The organism is Puniceicoccales bacterium (assembly GCA_031283585.1).
Lineage (GTDB): Bacteria > Verrucomicrobiota > Verrucomicrobiia > Opitutales > LL51 > JAIRTH01.
This window is the reverse complement of record JAITBP010000003.1, coordinates 26,008-46,411: the sequence shown is the minus strand read 5'-3', so window position 1 is coordinate 46,411 and position 20,404 is coordinate 26,008. Positions and strand designations below refer to the sequence as shown.

At 41.2% G+C, this 20,404-nt stretch carries 1 protein-coding gene (cut by a window edge); it reads right to left on the bottom strand.

Features of this window, described 5'->3' with window-relative positions; translation table 11 throughout:
* A protein-coding gene (locus LBB20_00530; GenBank protein MDR2735318.1) for a hypothetical protein crosses the window boundary here: on the bottom strand, positions 1-20,404 show its 5' portion. 7,949 nt of this gene lie to the left of the window's left edge; 20,404 of the gene's 28,353 nt are visible here — the first part of the coding sequence; the start codon lies at positions 20,402-20,404; its stop codon lies off the left edge, out of view.

Below are 20,404 nucleotides of genomic sequence, written 5' to 3'. Positions count from 1 at the left end.
CAATTATCCCGTGACTCACACTGTCCCCAATTAACTCTGTTTCGAGCTTTACGATTTCATTAGCGGCAAAACCCCTCATATCTGGTGTTTTTGCATTACTAAATTCCTTTACATATCCGATAAAATTGGCAAATGTACTATCCTTATCCAACAAATTCTTCAGGGCACCGCTCACCTCCCATACGCTGTTTATCTCTTTTGTAAAGCCTCCGTCACCGGATTTATTCTTGGTCGTTTTATTGGCACTGACATCGCCAGCCAGGTTGCCAAGCATAAGTACCAAGGAATTAGTCGATGTAGTCTCAGCTTCCCAGGCACTCGCATTGCCCAGTGCCGTCATAATAGCGCTAATCTTGGCAATCTCCTCCTGGGCAGCAGGTTTTTTGGCTTCGCGCTCTGCATGCCAACTTTCGTATTTTTCCTTTAATCCATATAAAGATGAATTATATTTCTGGAGGGCGGCTCTGATGTCGGCTGTGACAGCGGCTTTGGCTCTGGCAGCAGCGGTTTCGGATTCGGTGGCGTAGCCGTCGATGATTCCGTTGGCGACATTAATTCTGTCTATGTGGCTGGAGGCGATGTTTTTGACGACATTGGCAACGGCCCTGGCTTTGGCGGCGGCGATTCTGGTGGCTTCGGCGACGGCTGGGAAGCCTGAGACGTTGTTAGCGGCAGTTTCAGCGGCGGCGGCGGCAGTTTCAGCAGCGGTGGCGGCGTTGGTGGCGGCGGTTATTATAGCGGTGTCGCTGGTGATGTCGGTCCTGAAGACGTTGACCTTGACGACGGCTTCTTTGGCGGCGTCAGCAGCGTATCTGGCGGCTTCGGCGGCAGCGGTGGCAGCATCAGCAGCGGCTTCGGCTTTGGATTCTTTGGCGACGTCGGCAGCCTTATAGGCAATGATATCTTCAGTGGTAATGTCGACAACAGCGGCTTCGGCTTTGGCTTCGGCAGCGGCAGTTTCGGCGGTTTTTGCGTCGGCTTCGGCTCTGGCAGCAGCGCCTCCGACTACGCCGTATTTGGCTTCGGCTTCGGCGACGTTGGCGGCGGCGGTGGCGGCGGCGGTGGCGGCGGCGGCGGCGGTGGTGGCGGGGTTGGCGGTGGTGGCGGTGGAGGCGACTACGGCCATGGCTCTGCTGAAGATGAAAGAGCAGGCGTTGATGGCTTCGGTGACGCCTCTGACAGTTCCAGCGTTGACGGCGTTGGCGGCGGCGTTGGCAGCGGCTTTGGCGGCGTCGGCAGCGGCTTTGGCGGCGTCGGCAGCAATTCTGGCTTCGTCTTTGGCAGCGGTGTAGGCGGCGGTGGCGGCTTCGGCATCTTCGGCTTCGGCGGAGGAGGCAATGGCGTTGGCGGCGGCGGCAGTTTCAGCGGCGGTGGCGGCGTCTCTGGCGGCTCTGACGGCGGCGGAGGAGGCGGCGTCGATATTGGCTAAGACGTCGGCAACGGCTCTGGCGGCTTTGGCGTCGTCGTCGGCTGCTTTGACAGCAGTTCCGGTGATTTTCGCGTTTCTGATGGTGGCCTCAATGCCCGGTGCATCGATTTCTTCCAGCAATTTAGCTAAATTAGTAGCTTGGCTGTTCGATAACCCAAGCAAATCTTTTAATTTCGATAAGTACCTGTTTCCATGGGCATTTCCATAGGCATTATGCATGTTTTCCTTATAGCCTCTTTGCATGGATATTATAGTCCCTTTATGCCAGTGAGAGTTATTCGTATCACTAGTACCATATCCCTCTTGGCCAGCACCACCCTCTATAGCACCTTTATCTCGCCAACCCCAATAATTAGAACCAGTTCCAGTTGTATGGGTGTAAACATTGTAATTGAAATCACAATCCTTATTCTTATTAAGGTAGGCAAGCACCTGTTCAATTCTTTCTAACCTCGCATCACTACTTATTGATACATTCGCCCCGGATATATGGTCTTTTAATCTGGTTAAATCACGTTTAACATTGTTGTTATCTGCACCAGATTGCCATATATTATTCAGTTTGATATGTCTTTGAGATTCTTGACCACCAATATGACATCCACCAGGTTCACCCCAATCACTCTCATTGCCGTACCCATCCTGGTTACTAGTATGATCTTTGATCGTCCATCCACCAACTCCATTAGCAACACCAGCTGTATATAACCTCATTGGTTCATAAACATGATTGAAGCCTGTGTTTGTATCCTCTCTAAAACTATCTATCGCACCATCAAACTCTGTGGCTATGGTTACCGGGTACTGATCAAGTGGCGATATGCTCGGCATAGCATAAATATAAGGGTTGAATGCCTCTCCAGTTCCAGAAAGATAGTTAGTACTTATATTATTCATTGTGTTTACACTTGGAACGATCTTCAGATCAGAAGCATCGTCATTGGAGACCATATAGGATACCAATTTACCAAGTAAACCCTCGCTCTTGTCAACCGCCATCAAACAAGCTTCCAGCTCCGTCGGATAGGCAATGGATTCCCTTGGTATAAGATTATTAATCTCATCTATTATCGGATTCGGCCTATTTTGGGATGGATCAGTGGTTGTGGCCGGCTCATACTCCATGGCAGCGGTCTTGCCAGTGCCAAACTCCAATATCTTCGGCTCGGATATACCATTCATCGTAAAAAATCCCAGCTTTTCGTTTACCTGGTAGATCGGTACGTCCATCATCCATTTAACTTCTCTTAGGAAATTGGTCACCGGATCCTTCTCACCAAGCACCTTGGTATTTTTAATGAAATAACCCTCTAACACCTTGGCCATGTCCGTATGCCTCAGCGCATCTCTAAAGTACAAACTGTTCACATCCCAGGGTTTGGCATCGGTATTGCTCCTGGCATCAATCCAGTAGTTTGATGGCTTGCCAGACGCATTAGCGACACACTTCTCAACCTTTGACTCGGAAAAGTTATATCTGTAGTAAAATTTTAATGGTATGCCACTGGACTTATCTTCCACATACAGCAGTTTATTACCATAGGAGTTATCATTGATAGCTATAGCACTCCCGTCCATATTCCTGAATTGGACGTAGATTTTCTTGTCATTCTTCACTTGCTCACTATCTTCCAGGAATTGCATCTCATCACCAACCTTGCCATAATTTCCAAAAACATACTCCAACATCATCATCTTACCATAGGCATCCTGCTGGATATTGACGTTCCTGAAAGACACGAAGCTTACCTGGCTTAATGTGCTAGAGATCTCTTTTACTTTGGTAGTTAGCGCCAGTAATTCCGTGCCCCGGCCAAGATCCTTATCCTGCAACTCCCAGCTCCTAGTCAAAGTGTCAAGTTTGTTAGCACAGTCAAAGAACATCTGATAAGCTAGCTTAATCCTTTCATTTTCATCTGTACTGGCACCACTGGTAGACTTGATAGTCTTTACAAGACTTTCAACCACGTCCACGAGATTATTCCCAAAGAACTCACTCGGCGTAATGGCATTACCAAAGGCATAGGAAATTATATCGTTCGCTTCGGCCAGTCTGCGCATATAGACATTTCTTTCACTGGACGATATTTTGTAGTTACTTATCTCGTTTCTTATATTTCTAACATAGCTCTCGAATTCGCCGCTATATTTCTTACGCCACTCCACATCACCAATATCATCAGATCCAAGGCCATCGAACCTATCGAGCAACTTATCCAATTCATCGGCAAGTCTGTCCCCACCAATGGATATGAAATCCTTGTTCCTTTCAACGGTATCGTCAATGATAGTTTTGGCCCCATTATAATAGGCAATTTCCTTTGAATAGGCCGACAAATCGCCAGATAACGATGTCAGATATCCCTGCAATTTATCAATCACATCACTAAATTTATCAACCTTGGTTATTTCAGGGTTATCAACGGTAATTTTCTTCAGGTCATCCAGACTATCGAACAAAGATTTTACGAACACTTTATCTGCTTCAACACCGGTTGACTTTTCAGCAATAACCTTAACATCACCAATGCTCCTGTATTCGAACTTCTTGCCAGCGACATATATATCGTCTGGGCTATAAAGCACACCATCTTCGCCTTTGACCTTAGCGCCAGAAATTTCTACATAAAGATCATCATCTAATCTCGAAAAATCACCTTCCGACTTATAATGGATTTTATCAGTTCCTTCACCTACGTTTATGAACTTGTACATGGTTCCAAATACATAAACCTCGCCACTGGTAACACCAACCACCGAATAGGTCGGAGGGTTTCCGTTATCCGATTTATAATACACATCCTGTAATCTGGTGAAATTTGGGTCACCATCTACATCGCTAAGTTTGAAATAACCTTGTTCTTCGGCACGGACATATTCGCCATTGGCATCCTGGCCATACAGGGCACCACTGGCCTTGATTTTTACCAGGCTTGCTGAGCCATAATATGCGCCATTTTCTCCTTTCAATAATCCTGCTGCCCCGACTGGGTTACCTATTTTGTATCTGCTCAGTACATCATTTACACTGGATTTGGTTCCTTGCGAATCTATTGCATAAAACCCTATGATCTTTTCCTTAGAAGATCCTACATTGACTTTTAATTCATCGGTCCTGTAATATGATGAATCACCTACCTTTATAAAGTCACCACCTTTGGCTTGGCGCTCCGCAACAAAATTACCAGGATTTGGAACCTTCTTACCATTATTAGCTATGAAAGAAAATTCATTGCCAGTTGATATCTCAACCTCATTATTACTACCGTCCTTTATAAACACACCACTATTGTGATACATGCCGTCCACATCTTTCACAAAATTATCTTCACCAATGAAATTCTCATCTTCGGTATTTTGCACGAATGAAAATCTTTCCATCGGCGAATTGATCTTTTTATAGTCGCTCATACTACTACTCGGAATAGCAGCAAAAAGCCCCTTATATAGGTAATATTTATCGCCAATCTTTACCTTGATATCCGAAGCACGATGATAGGCATCATCGGATCCAAATATAAATGTGTTGGAATCAGATGTAGCCATGGGCGTAACACTTGGATCCCTATCACTCATCATATAATATTTTACCTGCCCAGTGTTCTCATCTCTATCGAGTAATTTCGTATATTTTCCATTGGATTCCACATATATATTGTCATACAATATGTCATTTCCTGAACCTTCGAACTCAGGGGTTCCTTTGTATTGGGTGTAGGCCAACTCACTGACACCCGGAGTGGCCTTTCCTATATAAAGCTTACATTTTGACAGATCATAGTATCTCTCTCCGACTCTTACGGCTGAAAATTCAACATTGCACAGACTGGTCACGTCACTGACCGGGATGTATTCATCCATTATATCGTTCTTTTTTACAATATATTTACTGCCAACGCTTAGATTTAGACCCTGGGCCTCCGGTGATGCTATATCATCCGCCGTTGCTATTCTCACTTCGTACAGCTTACCATCCGTATGCTTGTAATACTTGCTATCAATAAGACTAGTGACATTGCCAAATTTAGTTTCGTCCGTAGCTTTAATATTTTCAGTACCTTTTGTGATATATTTGTCACCAACCTTTATGGTTGAGCCAATGGCCATGGTTGCTGTTTTTAGTTCGTATAACTTCCCGTCATCATCTCTATAGTATTTACCATCAACAGCAAAGTTATTGACACTATATAGGCTATCTATGTTTCTATAGTCAATCTTGAAAGATACATTATCTTTTACATAATATTTATCACCAGCCGCTACATCACTGCTAATAGTTGCCGTTGCCACATTCACTTTGTAGTATTGGCCATCGCTATGTTTATAATACTTAGCGTCCTCCATCACCCTGACATCTTCTCTGCCGACGATAGTTGATGTATAGGACTTTTCCCCCTGATTAAACGAGGTGGCATTGATGGTTTTCTGGTTATAGAGGTCCGACGTTGTTAGAGGAGGTATGTTTTCGTCCAGGTAGTAAACCGTTGGCGGTACATTATTAGGCAAATCATAATAGGAAGACGTGCCGATATCGTTTTTATATTGAACTTTTAAGCCAATTTCGCCATTGGTCAAATTGTAGTACCTATTATCAAATTTTACGTGTGTACCAGATGCATTTTCTCTTGGGTTATATTGCACACCAGGATACTGCACCATGGTCTCGGCTAATCCATCCTTCTTCACATATACCCTGCTGTTCCCCAGGTCATCGACAGCATCATAATTAAATCCACCAATGGATATTTTGAGAGCCGACAATTTTTGTAATGCGCCATCTTCATCCCGAACATTAACGTCTTTGAAATTATAGTATCCATCTGCTGTCGAGAAACTTATGGATTTTCCATCCTTTATACCAACCACACCGGTCATCCAGCTCTCTAGATTACCGCCTGCCAGTTTGACTTTCAATTGAACAGCATCGGTTCCTGATATTTTATGATACTCCGCAGCTGCGTCAGAGCCTGATCTTACATATATACTATCGGCCTCGGTAACCTGCACTATAGAGCCGTTAACCTCGATATATCTCTGGCCCTGGATAATAGTCTTATTATTTGATGTGATTTTTTGTTCTTTAGCCGGAACGGTCTTTATTTCGTAAAAAGCACTGTTAAATTTACAGTATTCGGTGATCTTGCTATTAGCGACATTTACCGCTTTTTCAGCTGTGCCGTTAACCAAAACATAAATAGAATTACTCGCCGGATTATGGTTATTACTATTGTAATCTACATACCAGACCAACGAGGTATCGTTTTTTTTGTAGTATACGCCATTACTACCCAGTAAATATTCGCCATTCTCTTCCCTAATCGGAGTAACCGTGGTTCCGGTCATCATTGGTGAATTAGAAACATTATCACCACTTTTTACATACAAATCCTTGGCATATACATTCTGCAAATCATAGGCTGTCCAATTAGTTATGGCAAGCTCTCTGTCGTTATACCAATATTTGGCGCCATTGAAATCTATATCATTTTCTTCTTCTAGTCCTGCTCTTATTTTTACAGAACTCAACGGATAATAGCCACCATCAGACCCAAGCACATGGTTACCATCAGTGGCACTTTCAAGTGAACCATAAACTAAATTGCCACCAGCCTTAGCTGGATTGATAAATCCACCGCTAACTTTTATGACCTGACTATCTTGAGCTGTATCATTCTTCACCAAACAGGTATATCTATCGGAAATTTTTGGAACATAAAGATAGTTGTTATTTCCTTCCTCCACATATTTACGGCCAGGAAACTCCACTCTTCTTTCTTTTTCATTAGAATCTACAATAAATAAGTCATTTGGATTACCTATTTCGATGTAATCGTCACCGCTTCTTATATACACCTTATTGCTGCTAATCGTAAAATCCTTATCCTGTTCATTGTATTTTACATGTGTATCGTACTCCACCGGCACCACTACTTCGCTTTTGGTCACATATTCAGTGTCGTTCGTCCATTGATACAAAATCGATCCAAAAGATATTTTATCTCCAATGCTGGAAGAATAGAAAAATACCGTGTTACTGTCTACATCATGGAAAGAACCATCTTCAATTAGCAAGCTATTATTCTCTCCATTGGCTATGACTTTATAATAAACACCTTTATCCATAATATACCGTTGATATGGATCATCTGCCTTTATGTAGACACCTTCCGAGTAGATATAATAATCACCCTTAGCTTCCCTGGCCGGATCGTTCATATCAGGGTACTTGTCTTTATCAACGGCGTTATACCCTCGGTGGGTTGCTTGGTAATAAACAGGATATTCATTGTTTTTTGACTGGCCAGGCGTTGTATCTCGAATGGCCTCATCAGAAAGCTTTTTATAGGGCTTATATTCGATGTTGTCGTCCGGTGATCTTACCTTAAAACATAGGCTACTGGCTAATCTAATTTCACCATCTTCACACAGCACATAGTTACCATCTTGAGCTATTTCCCTAGTGCTATTATATCTTACTTCCGGGCTAAAAACACGAAATACATCCCCATTGTCTTGCAAAGAAACAGCAACTCCATTGTTCAGCAGTTCATACATAGTACCGCCGATGTTTATAAATTTATTTTTTTGATTCACATCGTAATATACATCCTCTTCTATATCTTGCGATTTATAGTACCAACCTTTGGAGTCATCGACGGTAACAAAATTACCACTACCAATTGGCATTTCCAGGCGAGAAACCGAATCGGTTATTTTCATATAACCTATGTATGGCTTTATAATTGAAAGCAGCCGCTTGATCTTGGACGCATCTCCCATAATATGTGGGCCACTTTTCAGATTTATGTCCTTCTCACCGTTGGCCAGCTTGGCATAATCTTTTATGGCTTCTGTGGCATTTTCTATATTAAGCGCATCAAACAGAACCTCACGTACCTTAGCCAATGAATCTTCATTGTAATTCCAGTCAGGATATTTGGCCTGGAGATAATTCATCACGATACCACAGCCAAACCTCCTGAAGATCTCTGCCACACCATCTACCGATCCAATAGTGGCGGTTGAAGCCAAAATTTCATTAATTTTATCAATCAAATCCTTATAGGGTATATCACCGGCCATGTTAGAATAGAAATCCTTTAGAGCTTTTACAAAAGTATCATCTACATCCGTTTTAAACTTGTCTATAACAGCATTATAGGCAGCCACGGCTTTGTTGATTTTATCCATAGCACCGACTGCTACTGCAGACAAATCTCCTGGATCCGTTAAACTATTCAACCGCGGTAGACTAGCAATACTGGAAATATCATCCAAAATATCATTCTGATTGGCTGAAGATATGATGTTCCACATTAACGAACCAAGAGTTGCTATATTGGTCCTTATATTACCCAAAGTGCCGTTTTTAACATCGCCTGACTGGATCGGCATAGCCCACCGCGACATGCTGTTTGTACCAGTTATAAAACCTTCACCATAGTTAGTTATTTCTGGCATAAACATGTCGACTAACCTTAGATTCGAATAATTGTCTAACCTCGCTATAATACTATTAAGGAAATCTTCGTCGATTATTTGACTACGCTCTTGTTCCGAACTCAAACTATCAACAAAGCTCTGCCTAACGTTATCGTCCACCGCCCAGGAAGTGTAGGCCCGCTGAAGAATCATCAATGACATTTCAACCTGTGCTCTTTTGATAAAATCGCACATATTCTGCAATAAATCCGCTACAGCTTTGATCTGTGGTGCAGAACCAGCACCCTGTATCTGTTGTTGCAATTTATCATATATGGCTCTCAGGGTCGTTATCACCGTATTGTTTATTTCGATAGGGTTACCCGATGTGTTACCTAGGGTTGTATCTAACGCAGATAATTCTGGGCTAATTGCTTTAAGGCTATCACCTAGCAACGTAATGGCGTCCGCATATGAGCTATCCACATCGTTTAGGCTTTGAATTGTAATGTCGGCCCCTAGCTTTGCTATTATGTTAGTGAAAATTGTACCGTTATCTATACCATTGATTATGTTACCTGTGGCATCGACAAGACCATCTGCCATTTCTCGTACTATGTCGGTGTAGTAAGCCATTCCTTTTTTCATGGTCAGACTACCTGCATCTTCTAGATTTTCGCTTTCAAGGGTTGTGAACTCCACAGGAGTGGTCAAACTGCTCGCGATGGTACAAAGACTGGAAATATTACCATCCCTTGGTATGAATCTTTTGTTAATGGTTAGTTGACCGGAGATCGTCGCAACCTGCGAAGTCTCCATGTATTTCTTAATATATTCAACCAATTCGCCAGTAATGCCATCCCAGATGGCTTCATTGGTCGAGCGGATATCACCATATATTGCTTTGTTAATCGATGTGAACAGACCAGCCTCCAGCTTTCGTAACGTTTCCTTCAGCACATTTACGACCTCGTCATATCTACTCCTTTCATCGGGAGCCAGGCTACTCAAATCACTCGGACTTGTATTTAGGCTCGGAATAATATCGTTAACCGCCTCAATCATACCAGTGAATGCATTATTAAGCTCCGTAAGATTGGTTTCATTTTTATTACTAAGGTAGGTGCTTAGAGTCGTTGTGTAGGCTGACAGTTCACTGGACTGGATACTACCAAGCACCGTGTTATATTTATTGATAAGGTCGTTGACCACATTTTTATAACCAGCGTATTTTTCATAGATGGAATTGTTGATAATTAATAGGTCGTCAAGTTGATCAATATTGATGTTTACGGCGTTAATATCTTGTCTCGTGGTGACATTGCATAGCTGTTCCATTACAGAATTCAGTTTAGTGATATTATTCAGTAATGGGGTGGCGAATTCATCGATAAGAGCCAGGCTATCACTTTTGATATCAACGCTATCAACCAAGTCATTGGACAGGTCATACAGATTATCCGATGGCATAAGCTCTCTTATCATGTCCGTAAATTTTGGCACCGGCTTTTGGACAACAGCCATAATAGCGTCGAGGTTATTTTTATCAAATAGTGATTCCCGTTTTAATATCTCATCTGCCAATGTCTGTTTTAATTCGTCGGATTCAATCCAGTTTGGAATTAGCACATCGTATTGTGATATATATAACTTTCTTATGTGTCTCTGTAATATGTCACAGATTATGGTAAAGACATCTTTTACGGCCATTTTTTCGGTATCACTGAATAGCTCGGCCCCTTGGCGATCATACATGTTACTAATATCTTGATTTATTATGATATTTCTAGGGCCAAGTATATCATCAATTACCGAGTCTAGCTTTGATTCAAAGGCTTGCTTCTTGGTCTCCTCGGATGGGTCACCGCTGCCGTAGACCTGGGCATAGTCCACCAACGCAGCTCTATAAGCTTTAACATTGGTTGCCCAGGTATAATTGTCAATATTAGTCTTAATTTGCTCTACAGTTTGCTCTATATTATCAGTAAAGCGCAGCAACCTATTATGATTAAAAGCATCTCCAAGCCAGTCTAATGCATAAGCTGCCTTAACTGAAAATTCGGACGGAACTAAATTTTTTATGGTGCCAAAGTTTTCTCTACTAATTGCCTTCAAAAAGTCTATGAGTTTATCATTTAGGTCCGTACCAGATTGACTGTCAGCAGTCATCGATTCTCGGACACCTTCCAGGGTATTGCTTAACCCTACTATCATTCTTTTCAGAGCGGCCGTGGCAGTAGATGAGCCCAGTATGCCTTTAAAAACCGATGTGTTAAATCTTGCATCTAGATCGATCTCTGGCACATTATCGTCAAAAGTTTCTGCCAGCGACCTCACCGCCATCGGATCTGCAAAAACAGGAGCATCAATAGCAGCTATAACATCAGCGATTTTACTCTTATAGGGCTCACCCAGCATGCGTTCATAATATTGTTCATAGTAGTCATAATAATTAGAAATAGTTTTATAATCTAATCCGCCTATCTTATCTTTTAAGATCTGCTTTAATCTATCGTATCTAAACCAGTCAGGAGTTAGCACATCGTATTGGGCTACAAGTATTTTTCTCATAAATCTTGTTAACGTGGCAGTGATTGCATAGCGAACATTGAGTATGAGTTCTATTTCATCTTGACTAAATTTAGTTAGACTGCCAGGACGGAAATCGGTACTATTGTCGGTAATCCTATTAGTATAGGTTATATTGTTAAGTATAATATTCAGCTCTGATTCAAAGGCTTGCCTCTTGGATTCCTCCGAGGGATCACCGCTGCCATAGACCTGGGCATAGGCTAACAATGCATTCCTATAATTATTAATAAGAAAATTATTAGGAGTCATGTAATTGAAAGCACTTTTAATTTCATATATTATGTCTTTTGCTTTATCTTTGGCTACTTCATCTTCAGAAAAGTTATCATTAATTAAATTATATATAGGGGTGGAAAGCATAAATGTGTAAGAAGATAATCCAAAAAGTACATTGTTAAACTCTGCGAGATTAGCACTAAAATCAGCGTCAGATTGACTGCCATCAAACATTGCTTCTAGCATACCTTTCAGAGAACCATCGAACCTTGCGAGAAATTCTTTCGTAGCAGCCGTGGCAGCAGATCCCAGCATGGGTTCAAGATTGGATACGGCGGATAATAGGCCAACCTCTGGGAAATTATCGTCAAAGATCTTTGACAGCGACCTCGGCGCCATACCACCACCAAGGTCCGTGATCAGGGCAGCTTTTTCCGACTCTTTTAAATAAAGACTATCATTTATATTATCAATGACTGATCCGATAGAGTTAGTCCAGTTAGGCACTATTACGGCATTTTGGGCCACAACTATACCTTTTATAAATCTTTCGACCACATCACACGCCGTTGAATAGAAGAGTCTGGCATCAACTCCATAACCAAATTCCTTTTTGATTATGTCTTCATACAAATGTGGATCTTCATTTTTACACCTATCCAACAGGTCCATTAATTCATATAGTACTGATTCAACGGCTTGCTTCTTCTCATCCTCGGATGGGTCACCGGTACCATAGACATTGGCGTACTCTAACAATGCGTCTTTATATGGACCAGCAATTACGTTAGCCACATTGTCCATCACATTGCCAAAATAAAGATCCCTAAGTACCGTACCCTTCAATGCTTTCTTGAACGAATCAATTCTACCATCTAATTTATTGGCAAACTGATCTTTGTTAGTATCTAACAATTCTATAATACGATCAAAGGCACCATTGAGCTTTTTAAGGTCTTGTTTTGGGTCACCATGCTCTTCTCCAAAATTAAGACTGGATAAATTAGCAGCCGGAATACAATTGGCAAAGACTGCAGCCAGGGAGCCTGTATCCACAACCTTACCACCAATTCCCGCAATCAGTGCAGCTTTTTCTTCATTTGTGAAAATAGTACTATCATTTATATTATCAGCAACTGATTCGGTGGAGTTAACCCAATCGGGCATTATTAGATCATATTGGGTCAAAAATACTCCCTTAATAAACCTTTGGAGTATATCCTTGTATACGCCACTGGACTTGAGTGCGATTTCTTTTTCATCATCATTAAACCCATCATAATCGTTGATATGTCTTTCAATATGCTCTATCGTTGAGTTCATCCATTGAATTAGGATATCCATTTCATAGTTAACTTGATCATCACTATGTGGGTCATCTGGATTATTGAGATAATATAATAATTCGTGCTTATAACTATAGCAACTATTGTCGAACTCGGTATCATAATCAAGATATAGCTGTTGAACTAAATCGTTAAGAGGATTAAAAACCGCAGCTACCGCCCATTGCTCCTTTTCAGTAAGACCTAAAAGCAATTCCTGTATTCTATTCATCTTCGCATAGAATAGTGAACTTGAATCAATAGGAGAGATAAGGCTTTTAAAATCGCTAATCTTCTCTTTTAAATCATTCTCATCCTGACCGCTGGTCATTGATTTTCGAACCTCTCCGAGGGCATTATCTACAGCTGTGAACAATTCTGACAGCTCATTAAACATCTCCTCATTACCTATCATTTCCCTAAGGCCTGATATACTGGATAAATCAATAGCCGGTATGCAATCATCAAAGACATCAGCTAGCGAGTCCGGCATCACAACCTTACCACCGCCCAGCGGGCCCGATGGCTGGTCCTGATTTTTAGCGGGCACTGGCCGTTGGGCAAGGATAGCTTCTATAATGGATTCTTTTTCATTATTATAATAATCGAATAAGCGACCCAAATTGAGATAGTCGCCTGTACTTCTCAATGCATTGATTAGTACATTTTTTAAATCGTCAGATTTAAACCAGTCTGGCATTATCGCACCATTTTGGGCTACGGCTATCCCCATCGGTAGCCTTCCGAATGTATCCATGAACATGAAACCTATATTCTTTGCGGCATCTCTCGCTCTTCCATAATCATTATTTACATTAATGGACGAATTACCCCAATTAAAAACAGCCTCGCTACCGGTACCCATCCCAATGTCAACACTCTTCCTACCAAAGATATAAAAACTAATGTCGCCGAACATCGAGTTTAATCCATCCATGGCCGATTCAAGGGCTTGCTTCTTCTCATTTTCGGATGAATCGCCGGTGCCGTAGACCTGGGCATAGGCTAACAATGCATCCTTGTAATCATTAATGCTCCCACTAGACTTTATTTCAGAACCAGCCAGGTTAAATAGTTCTACAATCTTGTTTACTACAAAAACCGCTCCTATTTTCCTATCACTGGAAAGGTCGCCCACATTAGCATACTCAAGGGCTTGTTGAGATGTCAATAGATTACCAAGCTCATAAAATTTATCATCCAATGTATCAAGACTCTTACCGTTGGCCAGCAGCTTCATAATATCTTCAATAAGATCTTTGACAGCTGTAATATTTCCAAGGAGTAAATTTATGGCATCAATAACAGCCCCATCGCTGGGATTCTGACTGTCCAGCTCATCAATGCCTGGGATCGTCCCTCTAATCTCTGATACCGTTCGGTCAATAGTGGGCATTACCTCGATGAAAATTTCAGCTAGCGACTTCGATGACGTCGTTGATGTCCCTGGAACCTTACCACCAAGTTCTGTAATCAGGGCAACTTTTTCTGTATATGTGAAAATAGTACTATCATTTATATTATCAACAACTGGTTCGATACCCTTAGACCAGTTAGGCACTATTACAGCATTTTGGGCCACAACCATCCCTTTTACTAATCTTTTGAGTATATCATATGTTGTTGAATAGAAGAGATCGATATTGGTTTCGGCACCAACATAGTACCTTATTATATCTTCATCCTCGATTGATCTTTCATTTTTACATCTATCCACCAGGGTCATTAATCCATTTATTGCTGAGGCTAGTGCTTGCCTCTTCTCATTCTCGGATGGATTACCGGTACCATAGACATCGGCATACTCTAACAATGCGGTCCTATAATCACCATCAATTAGATAAGTTATATCATTTATTAGCCTACTAACAGTTGGCACACTAGCCCTATTAAGGCTAAACATACTATGGTCCAATGCCGACCGAAGCGAACCAGTCCAATCACCCAATTTGCTGGCAACTTGATCCCTATTAGTAGCCAACACTTTTATGATGTCGTCAGAGTAAATATGGAGAAATTCATAATTACTACCAAAATTAAGACTGGATAAATCAATAGGCGGAATACAATAGTCAAAGATTTCATCTAGCGATCTCGATGACGTCGTTGGTGTCCATGGAACCTTGCCACCAACTTTAATAATCAGGCTAGCTTTTTCCACATCCGTGAAAATAGTACTACTATTTATGATGTTAATAACCCGATCTATACCTTCATAATTCAGCCAACTGCCATCCTTTTCACGTTCTTGTAAAATATACATGAAGTGCATCTTATTTAAACGACTGAATACATTTCCAAAGCTGGCTATGATCTCGTTTGCTTTTGAAACATCCTCAGCGCTAAGGGTTATGCCTTCGCTCTGGACATATCCTTCCTGGATTACCGAATCATTGATCTGCGTAGTTATGGTTAACAATACCTCACTTAGAGTATTATAGGCTTCCATTACCGCGTCGAGGTCAGCAGTAGAAGAAGAGCCGGCATAATTATCCAACGCAGTTTTATAGGCAGCAAGAGCTGAAATTAACCCATTTTCTGATGTACACGCAGCTAAAGCTCCATTCCATACCCCGGCAAGACTGTTGGCTATATAGGCATCTTTTTTGATATCGTTAGTTAAATAGCCAGGTGGATAGCTTGTAACCGGTGAAACTGGAGAAAATAAAGATATGTTGGTTATTGCGCTCTCTATGGCACTCGAGGCACTGCTCAGCGATGCATTGGTTATGTTGTTAATAAAACCATTCATCGAATTACAATTCGATGAACACGCAGAAATCCTTGCATAGATATCAGCAAGCGCATCCTTCATGGTTCTGTTAACAACACCCACCGGTTCGTGGTAGGGGTTGGCCGTAAGCACATCATTTATTATTTCATCCCAGGAATATTCATCTCCATCTCTCAGCCACAGATTAACCTCCATTTCGTTCAGCATACTATTGATAACATCTCCTGATAATGACAATGGGTTAGTAGAGATATACGCCTTGGAATTTGTATATTGCTCGGAATTCGTTGCCCAATTTGGATATAAAGCATCGATTATTAACCCTAGCATCTCTTGTTTGTGGCTATCCAGCGCCAGGGTCATATCACCAATCAGGCCCTTGACCGCATTTAGTTTATCCGCACCAATGCCAGATAACCCATCCTTGTAATCATTCAGCATTTTCTTAATTCCATCTGAACCGAAAAACTTATCGGCGAGATTATTAAAGGCGGATTTTAATGAATCTAAATTAGCTTCCGTGCGATTATTTGAACAGGTTATTAGCGCATCTAAATACAATGCCAGTACCTCATTATTATTAGTATAGAGCCTCAATGTTTCGATAATTCTATTATAGGCACCGGCCACCATGTTTACCATCTTAACAGCATTGTTATTGCCACTGACCATGTCCAGTGGTTGCATGTTTCTTGCTATCGAACAAACAGAAAGTATGTTGTATGAATCAGCTCTACATATTTCGCCGATTAGACCATCAAGTTTTACAAATTTTTCAATATAGTCGTTATAGACATCAATTATTCCACCACCTAAACCCTCGAACATGGTTTCAATCACCTTTATATTCGGAAATCTGGTGGCTATGCTATCATCGCTATTATGTACAGGTTTGTAATACTTCGATGGATCTATTTCGAGCATATTTCCAAATATTTTGGCTATGGAAATATTATCGGCATCGAAATTACTTATGCTATCTACCAGTTGAGTCGGATTTAACCAAGCAATCCCGCTATAATTAGTACTTATTTCATTGATTATAGAATTTTTTGTGGTTTCATTAATTGCCCAATTTGAATATACATTTTGCAGATTAGTCAGCAGAATATTTAGCGCATTGTGGCTTAGGATATTTTTTATATCTTTGAGGACATCGGCTATTTTTTTGTCATCTTTAAGTGGAGTTGATTCCAATGCCGTTATTTCAGTATTTATCGATCCTATGACGTCATTCACGGCTGATATTATACTACGGACACTATTTAAAATACCAACATCGGCTGGTCCACTTGAATCCAATTTACTACCATAGTCAGTTAATTTAGGCAAGATTTCTAACTTTATTTTACTCAGAATGCTGTTATATCTGTTGACAAATTTTGAGACTAGAACTGCTTTAGTTCCACTGTCATCCAGTACATCACTGGCCATCGGCATGGCATTGATAACATTTATTATTTCATCCACATCATTTTTCGATGTAATTATAGATAATCTGGCAAATTGCTCATTTAATGTGGATATACCATCCTTACAGATGGTCATCTGGGCCTGCATATCATTACTTAGGCTAAAATTTACCGAGCTCTCAAGGGAAAGGATACCCGGAGTGACATTGGCTCCTTTGATTTCAGGCATCACATCGGTCAATAGCTTTCGTAGTGTAAAGTCTATGACATTTGAGTCGATATACTTAGCAATATCTTTGAGTAATGGATCCTCGGGATCAAATTTTATCCTATCACCGCTGGTCAGAAGTGAATGTAATTCTGTTAAAAATTTTTCATTCGTATACAAATCTGTATTGGTGTAATTTTGGATTGTTTTTAGAATCTGTGAAACGATGACCTGCGGATCGTTCTCCTGACTATATTCCTTGATCGTGTCAGAAATACCCCTAATGTACATGTAATCGGGTGAATCGATCGTGGTGGCAGAATCAAAATTGTTATTCTCGTTCAACTTCAATATGCCATAGTCAACGGCTATCTCATAGACCTTATTCAACAACAGCTGTCTTTTAACATCATCCGTACGCCAATCTTTGACAGAGTCATCCGTGAGTACTAAGGAGAAATCTTGCTTAAAATAATTCGCTTTCACATAGGCAATGTAAGCATCTATCTCACGAAGCTCTACGATTAATCCTGTCTTTTCGCTTTCAATTTTATTCCTGAATAGGTCTTCAATTCCATCGGAAGAACTCGTAAAGGAACTTAGGATTTTTTCTAACTCTCGGTTATAATCGCTTAGATCAAATTTTTCACGTGAAGCATAGCATTTTTCACCAAAATTTTTATAGGCAGTTATGTACCTTGACAGGACTTGTTCCATGCTCAGCTTCCCATCGGTAAAAAGCTCAGAAAATAAATCGTATTGGTTCGTCAATCCTCGGAATCTTACATAGCTTCCACCCTCTAAAAAACATTTACCCTTATGTTGGAAGTCTTGCATTGCTTCGTAAAACACACCGTATTGCTGTCTAAGTTCAGCGATTTTATTCTCGATGGTGATACAGGCTACCGGCTTACTACCAGTGGTTGCTGTCCAATCTGTTATCGCCGCTGCCGCCGCAAGCAATTCGTTCTTCAGCACGAGCACGTAACTATCCTTAAGCAACCTACTGTAAGCATATTCTAAATTCCACTTCGTTTCGGTTTCATCACCCTGGTCTATGGAAAACATTTCTCTTTTACCTGCCAGTAAATCTTTAATATAGGTAAGCTTGGCCTCAATTTTCTTCTTGCTAGCGTTTGCGACTGCGTTGTGTGCTATTTTACCAATGATTTCATAGGCAATTGACAAGGTGTTGCTCTCATTATTTGGAATTATCAGACTGTTTAGTACATCGATAAGTCCGTCCACAATAAGTTGCTGGTCCGAACCGTAGTAAGTTATGGTAGATCCAACGACCTCGGCTATGGCTTCTCTTATTTTGTCGATAATATTTTGACTAAAGACTTCATTGGTAGAAACCAATGAGTCAGAAACCAAATGCACAACTTTTTGGCCTATTGTATTGATTAGATTAGCTATCAGAGAATCTGTAATCGAATATCTAATATCTTCTGCTAAATTTACATCCAAAGGATTCCTAGGATCTAGTTTTCTTTCACCTAATTCATTGAGTATTTTTTCTGAGGTAAGGCGGCTTGAGACCTGGGATTTTACCACAGAAAATATGCCACCACTTATCTCGTCTTTGATGAATTTGTCTATGTTAAACTCTTCGCTATTAAGTGATTCTGTGATTTTATCCAAATTCCTACTTGATGGCTTACCGTCTACCATATCGTCGGCCATTAACTCGGTTTCTAACGGAAAACCAGACCTTTGGACCTTTAATTTTTCAAGACAATATTTCAAGCACTCTTTAAATCCGTCGACGTCATCTTCCACCATCGCAGCATCACTAATCCTGATCCCATTTTGACTGGCATTGGCAATTACATTTGAGAGCTTTTTTATTTTTACATCGAGTTTACTTTTATTCACCTCCTCGATGATTGCCTTTCTGATATCGAGTGGCACAGTTGAAGTTGCCGACGCATTACCACCAAACAGCATCTTCAGCTGTGATCTTACTTCGCTAATGGTTACACCTTCGAGTAATTCATCTATTTCCGAAGCAATTTTTGATGAAATCGCTGTCGACATATCCGATCTCTCGGTTTTTGACTCGTCAATTGCAGCCTTAACCGCCTCAGTAACTATCTGCGCAACCAACGACAGCGAATCATCTTCCGTGGCTGCTAACACAGCACTCGCCTCTTCCCTCAGGCTATCGTTTTGTATAAGACTTAACTTGTCTTCAATTATAGACTCGGGAAATCTGGCCAATACGGCATTGACTATTTTTTCACCTACGGTTTCACCGATGGTTTCAGATATTTCACTGTTGTAGGTAAACGAATCTTTGAGCAGATAGTAATTTACATAACTAACTATCTGGGCCCAGGTATAATTACTTGGCAACGATGGTATCATGGAAAATGATTCCTGGACTGGGTATTTCATATCGTTCCATTGTTGTTGCGCTCTAAGTCGTACCGCAGCCGAGTTATCTATTGAAATAATATCACTGCTATCCAAGCCATAGGCAACATTATCCAGGTGTTTTTGTTGCTCCATGAACGTTAATTCTTCAACGCTTTTCTTATCAAATCCATACTCTTCTGCATTGGCCCAGGCATAGGCTGTGGATGACGGTACCAATGGGGCCTGGGTTGAAAACTTAAAGTTGCTAACATCGGGAGCCTGGGATTGATCCGGAAGCTTATCAATATTATGCAACGCATATTCAGGCAATGTATCAAGAATTGCGTCCAGATCGTTGTTCACCGCCGATTCCCTTGGCACCGGAGCAGCCGGCGCGATAGGTTCATCAAAATTCGGAAACAATGTGTTAGCCACTGCTGCTGAAGGGATTGGCGCATTATATTCGACTGGCTCTTTAATTCCAAGCTGCCAAGCATCTGGTACATCTCCAGGTGACGTTTTCACCTCGGTGGGGCTTGGCCGTGGCACAAGACCTCCATCAAGAATATTGGCCTCATATTCATAGAATGCCACATGCTTGCCCTTATTGAAAACGTTATTCCGTGGATCGTTTGGATCCTCAAAATTTGGAGCCAAGGCACCGCCGGTGCCTGGCGCAAAATCTGCTGGATTTATCTTTATCAT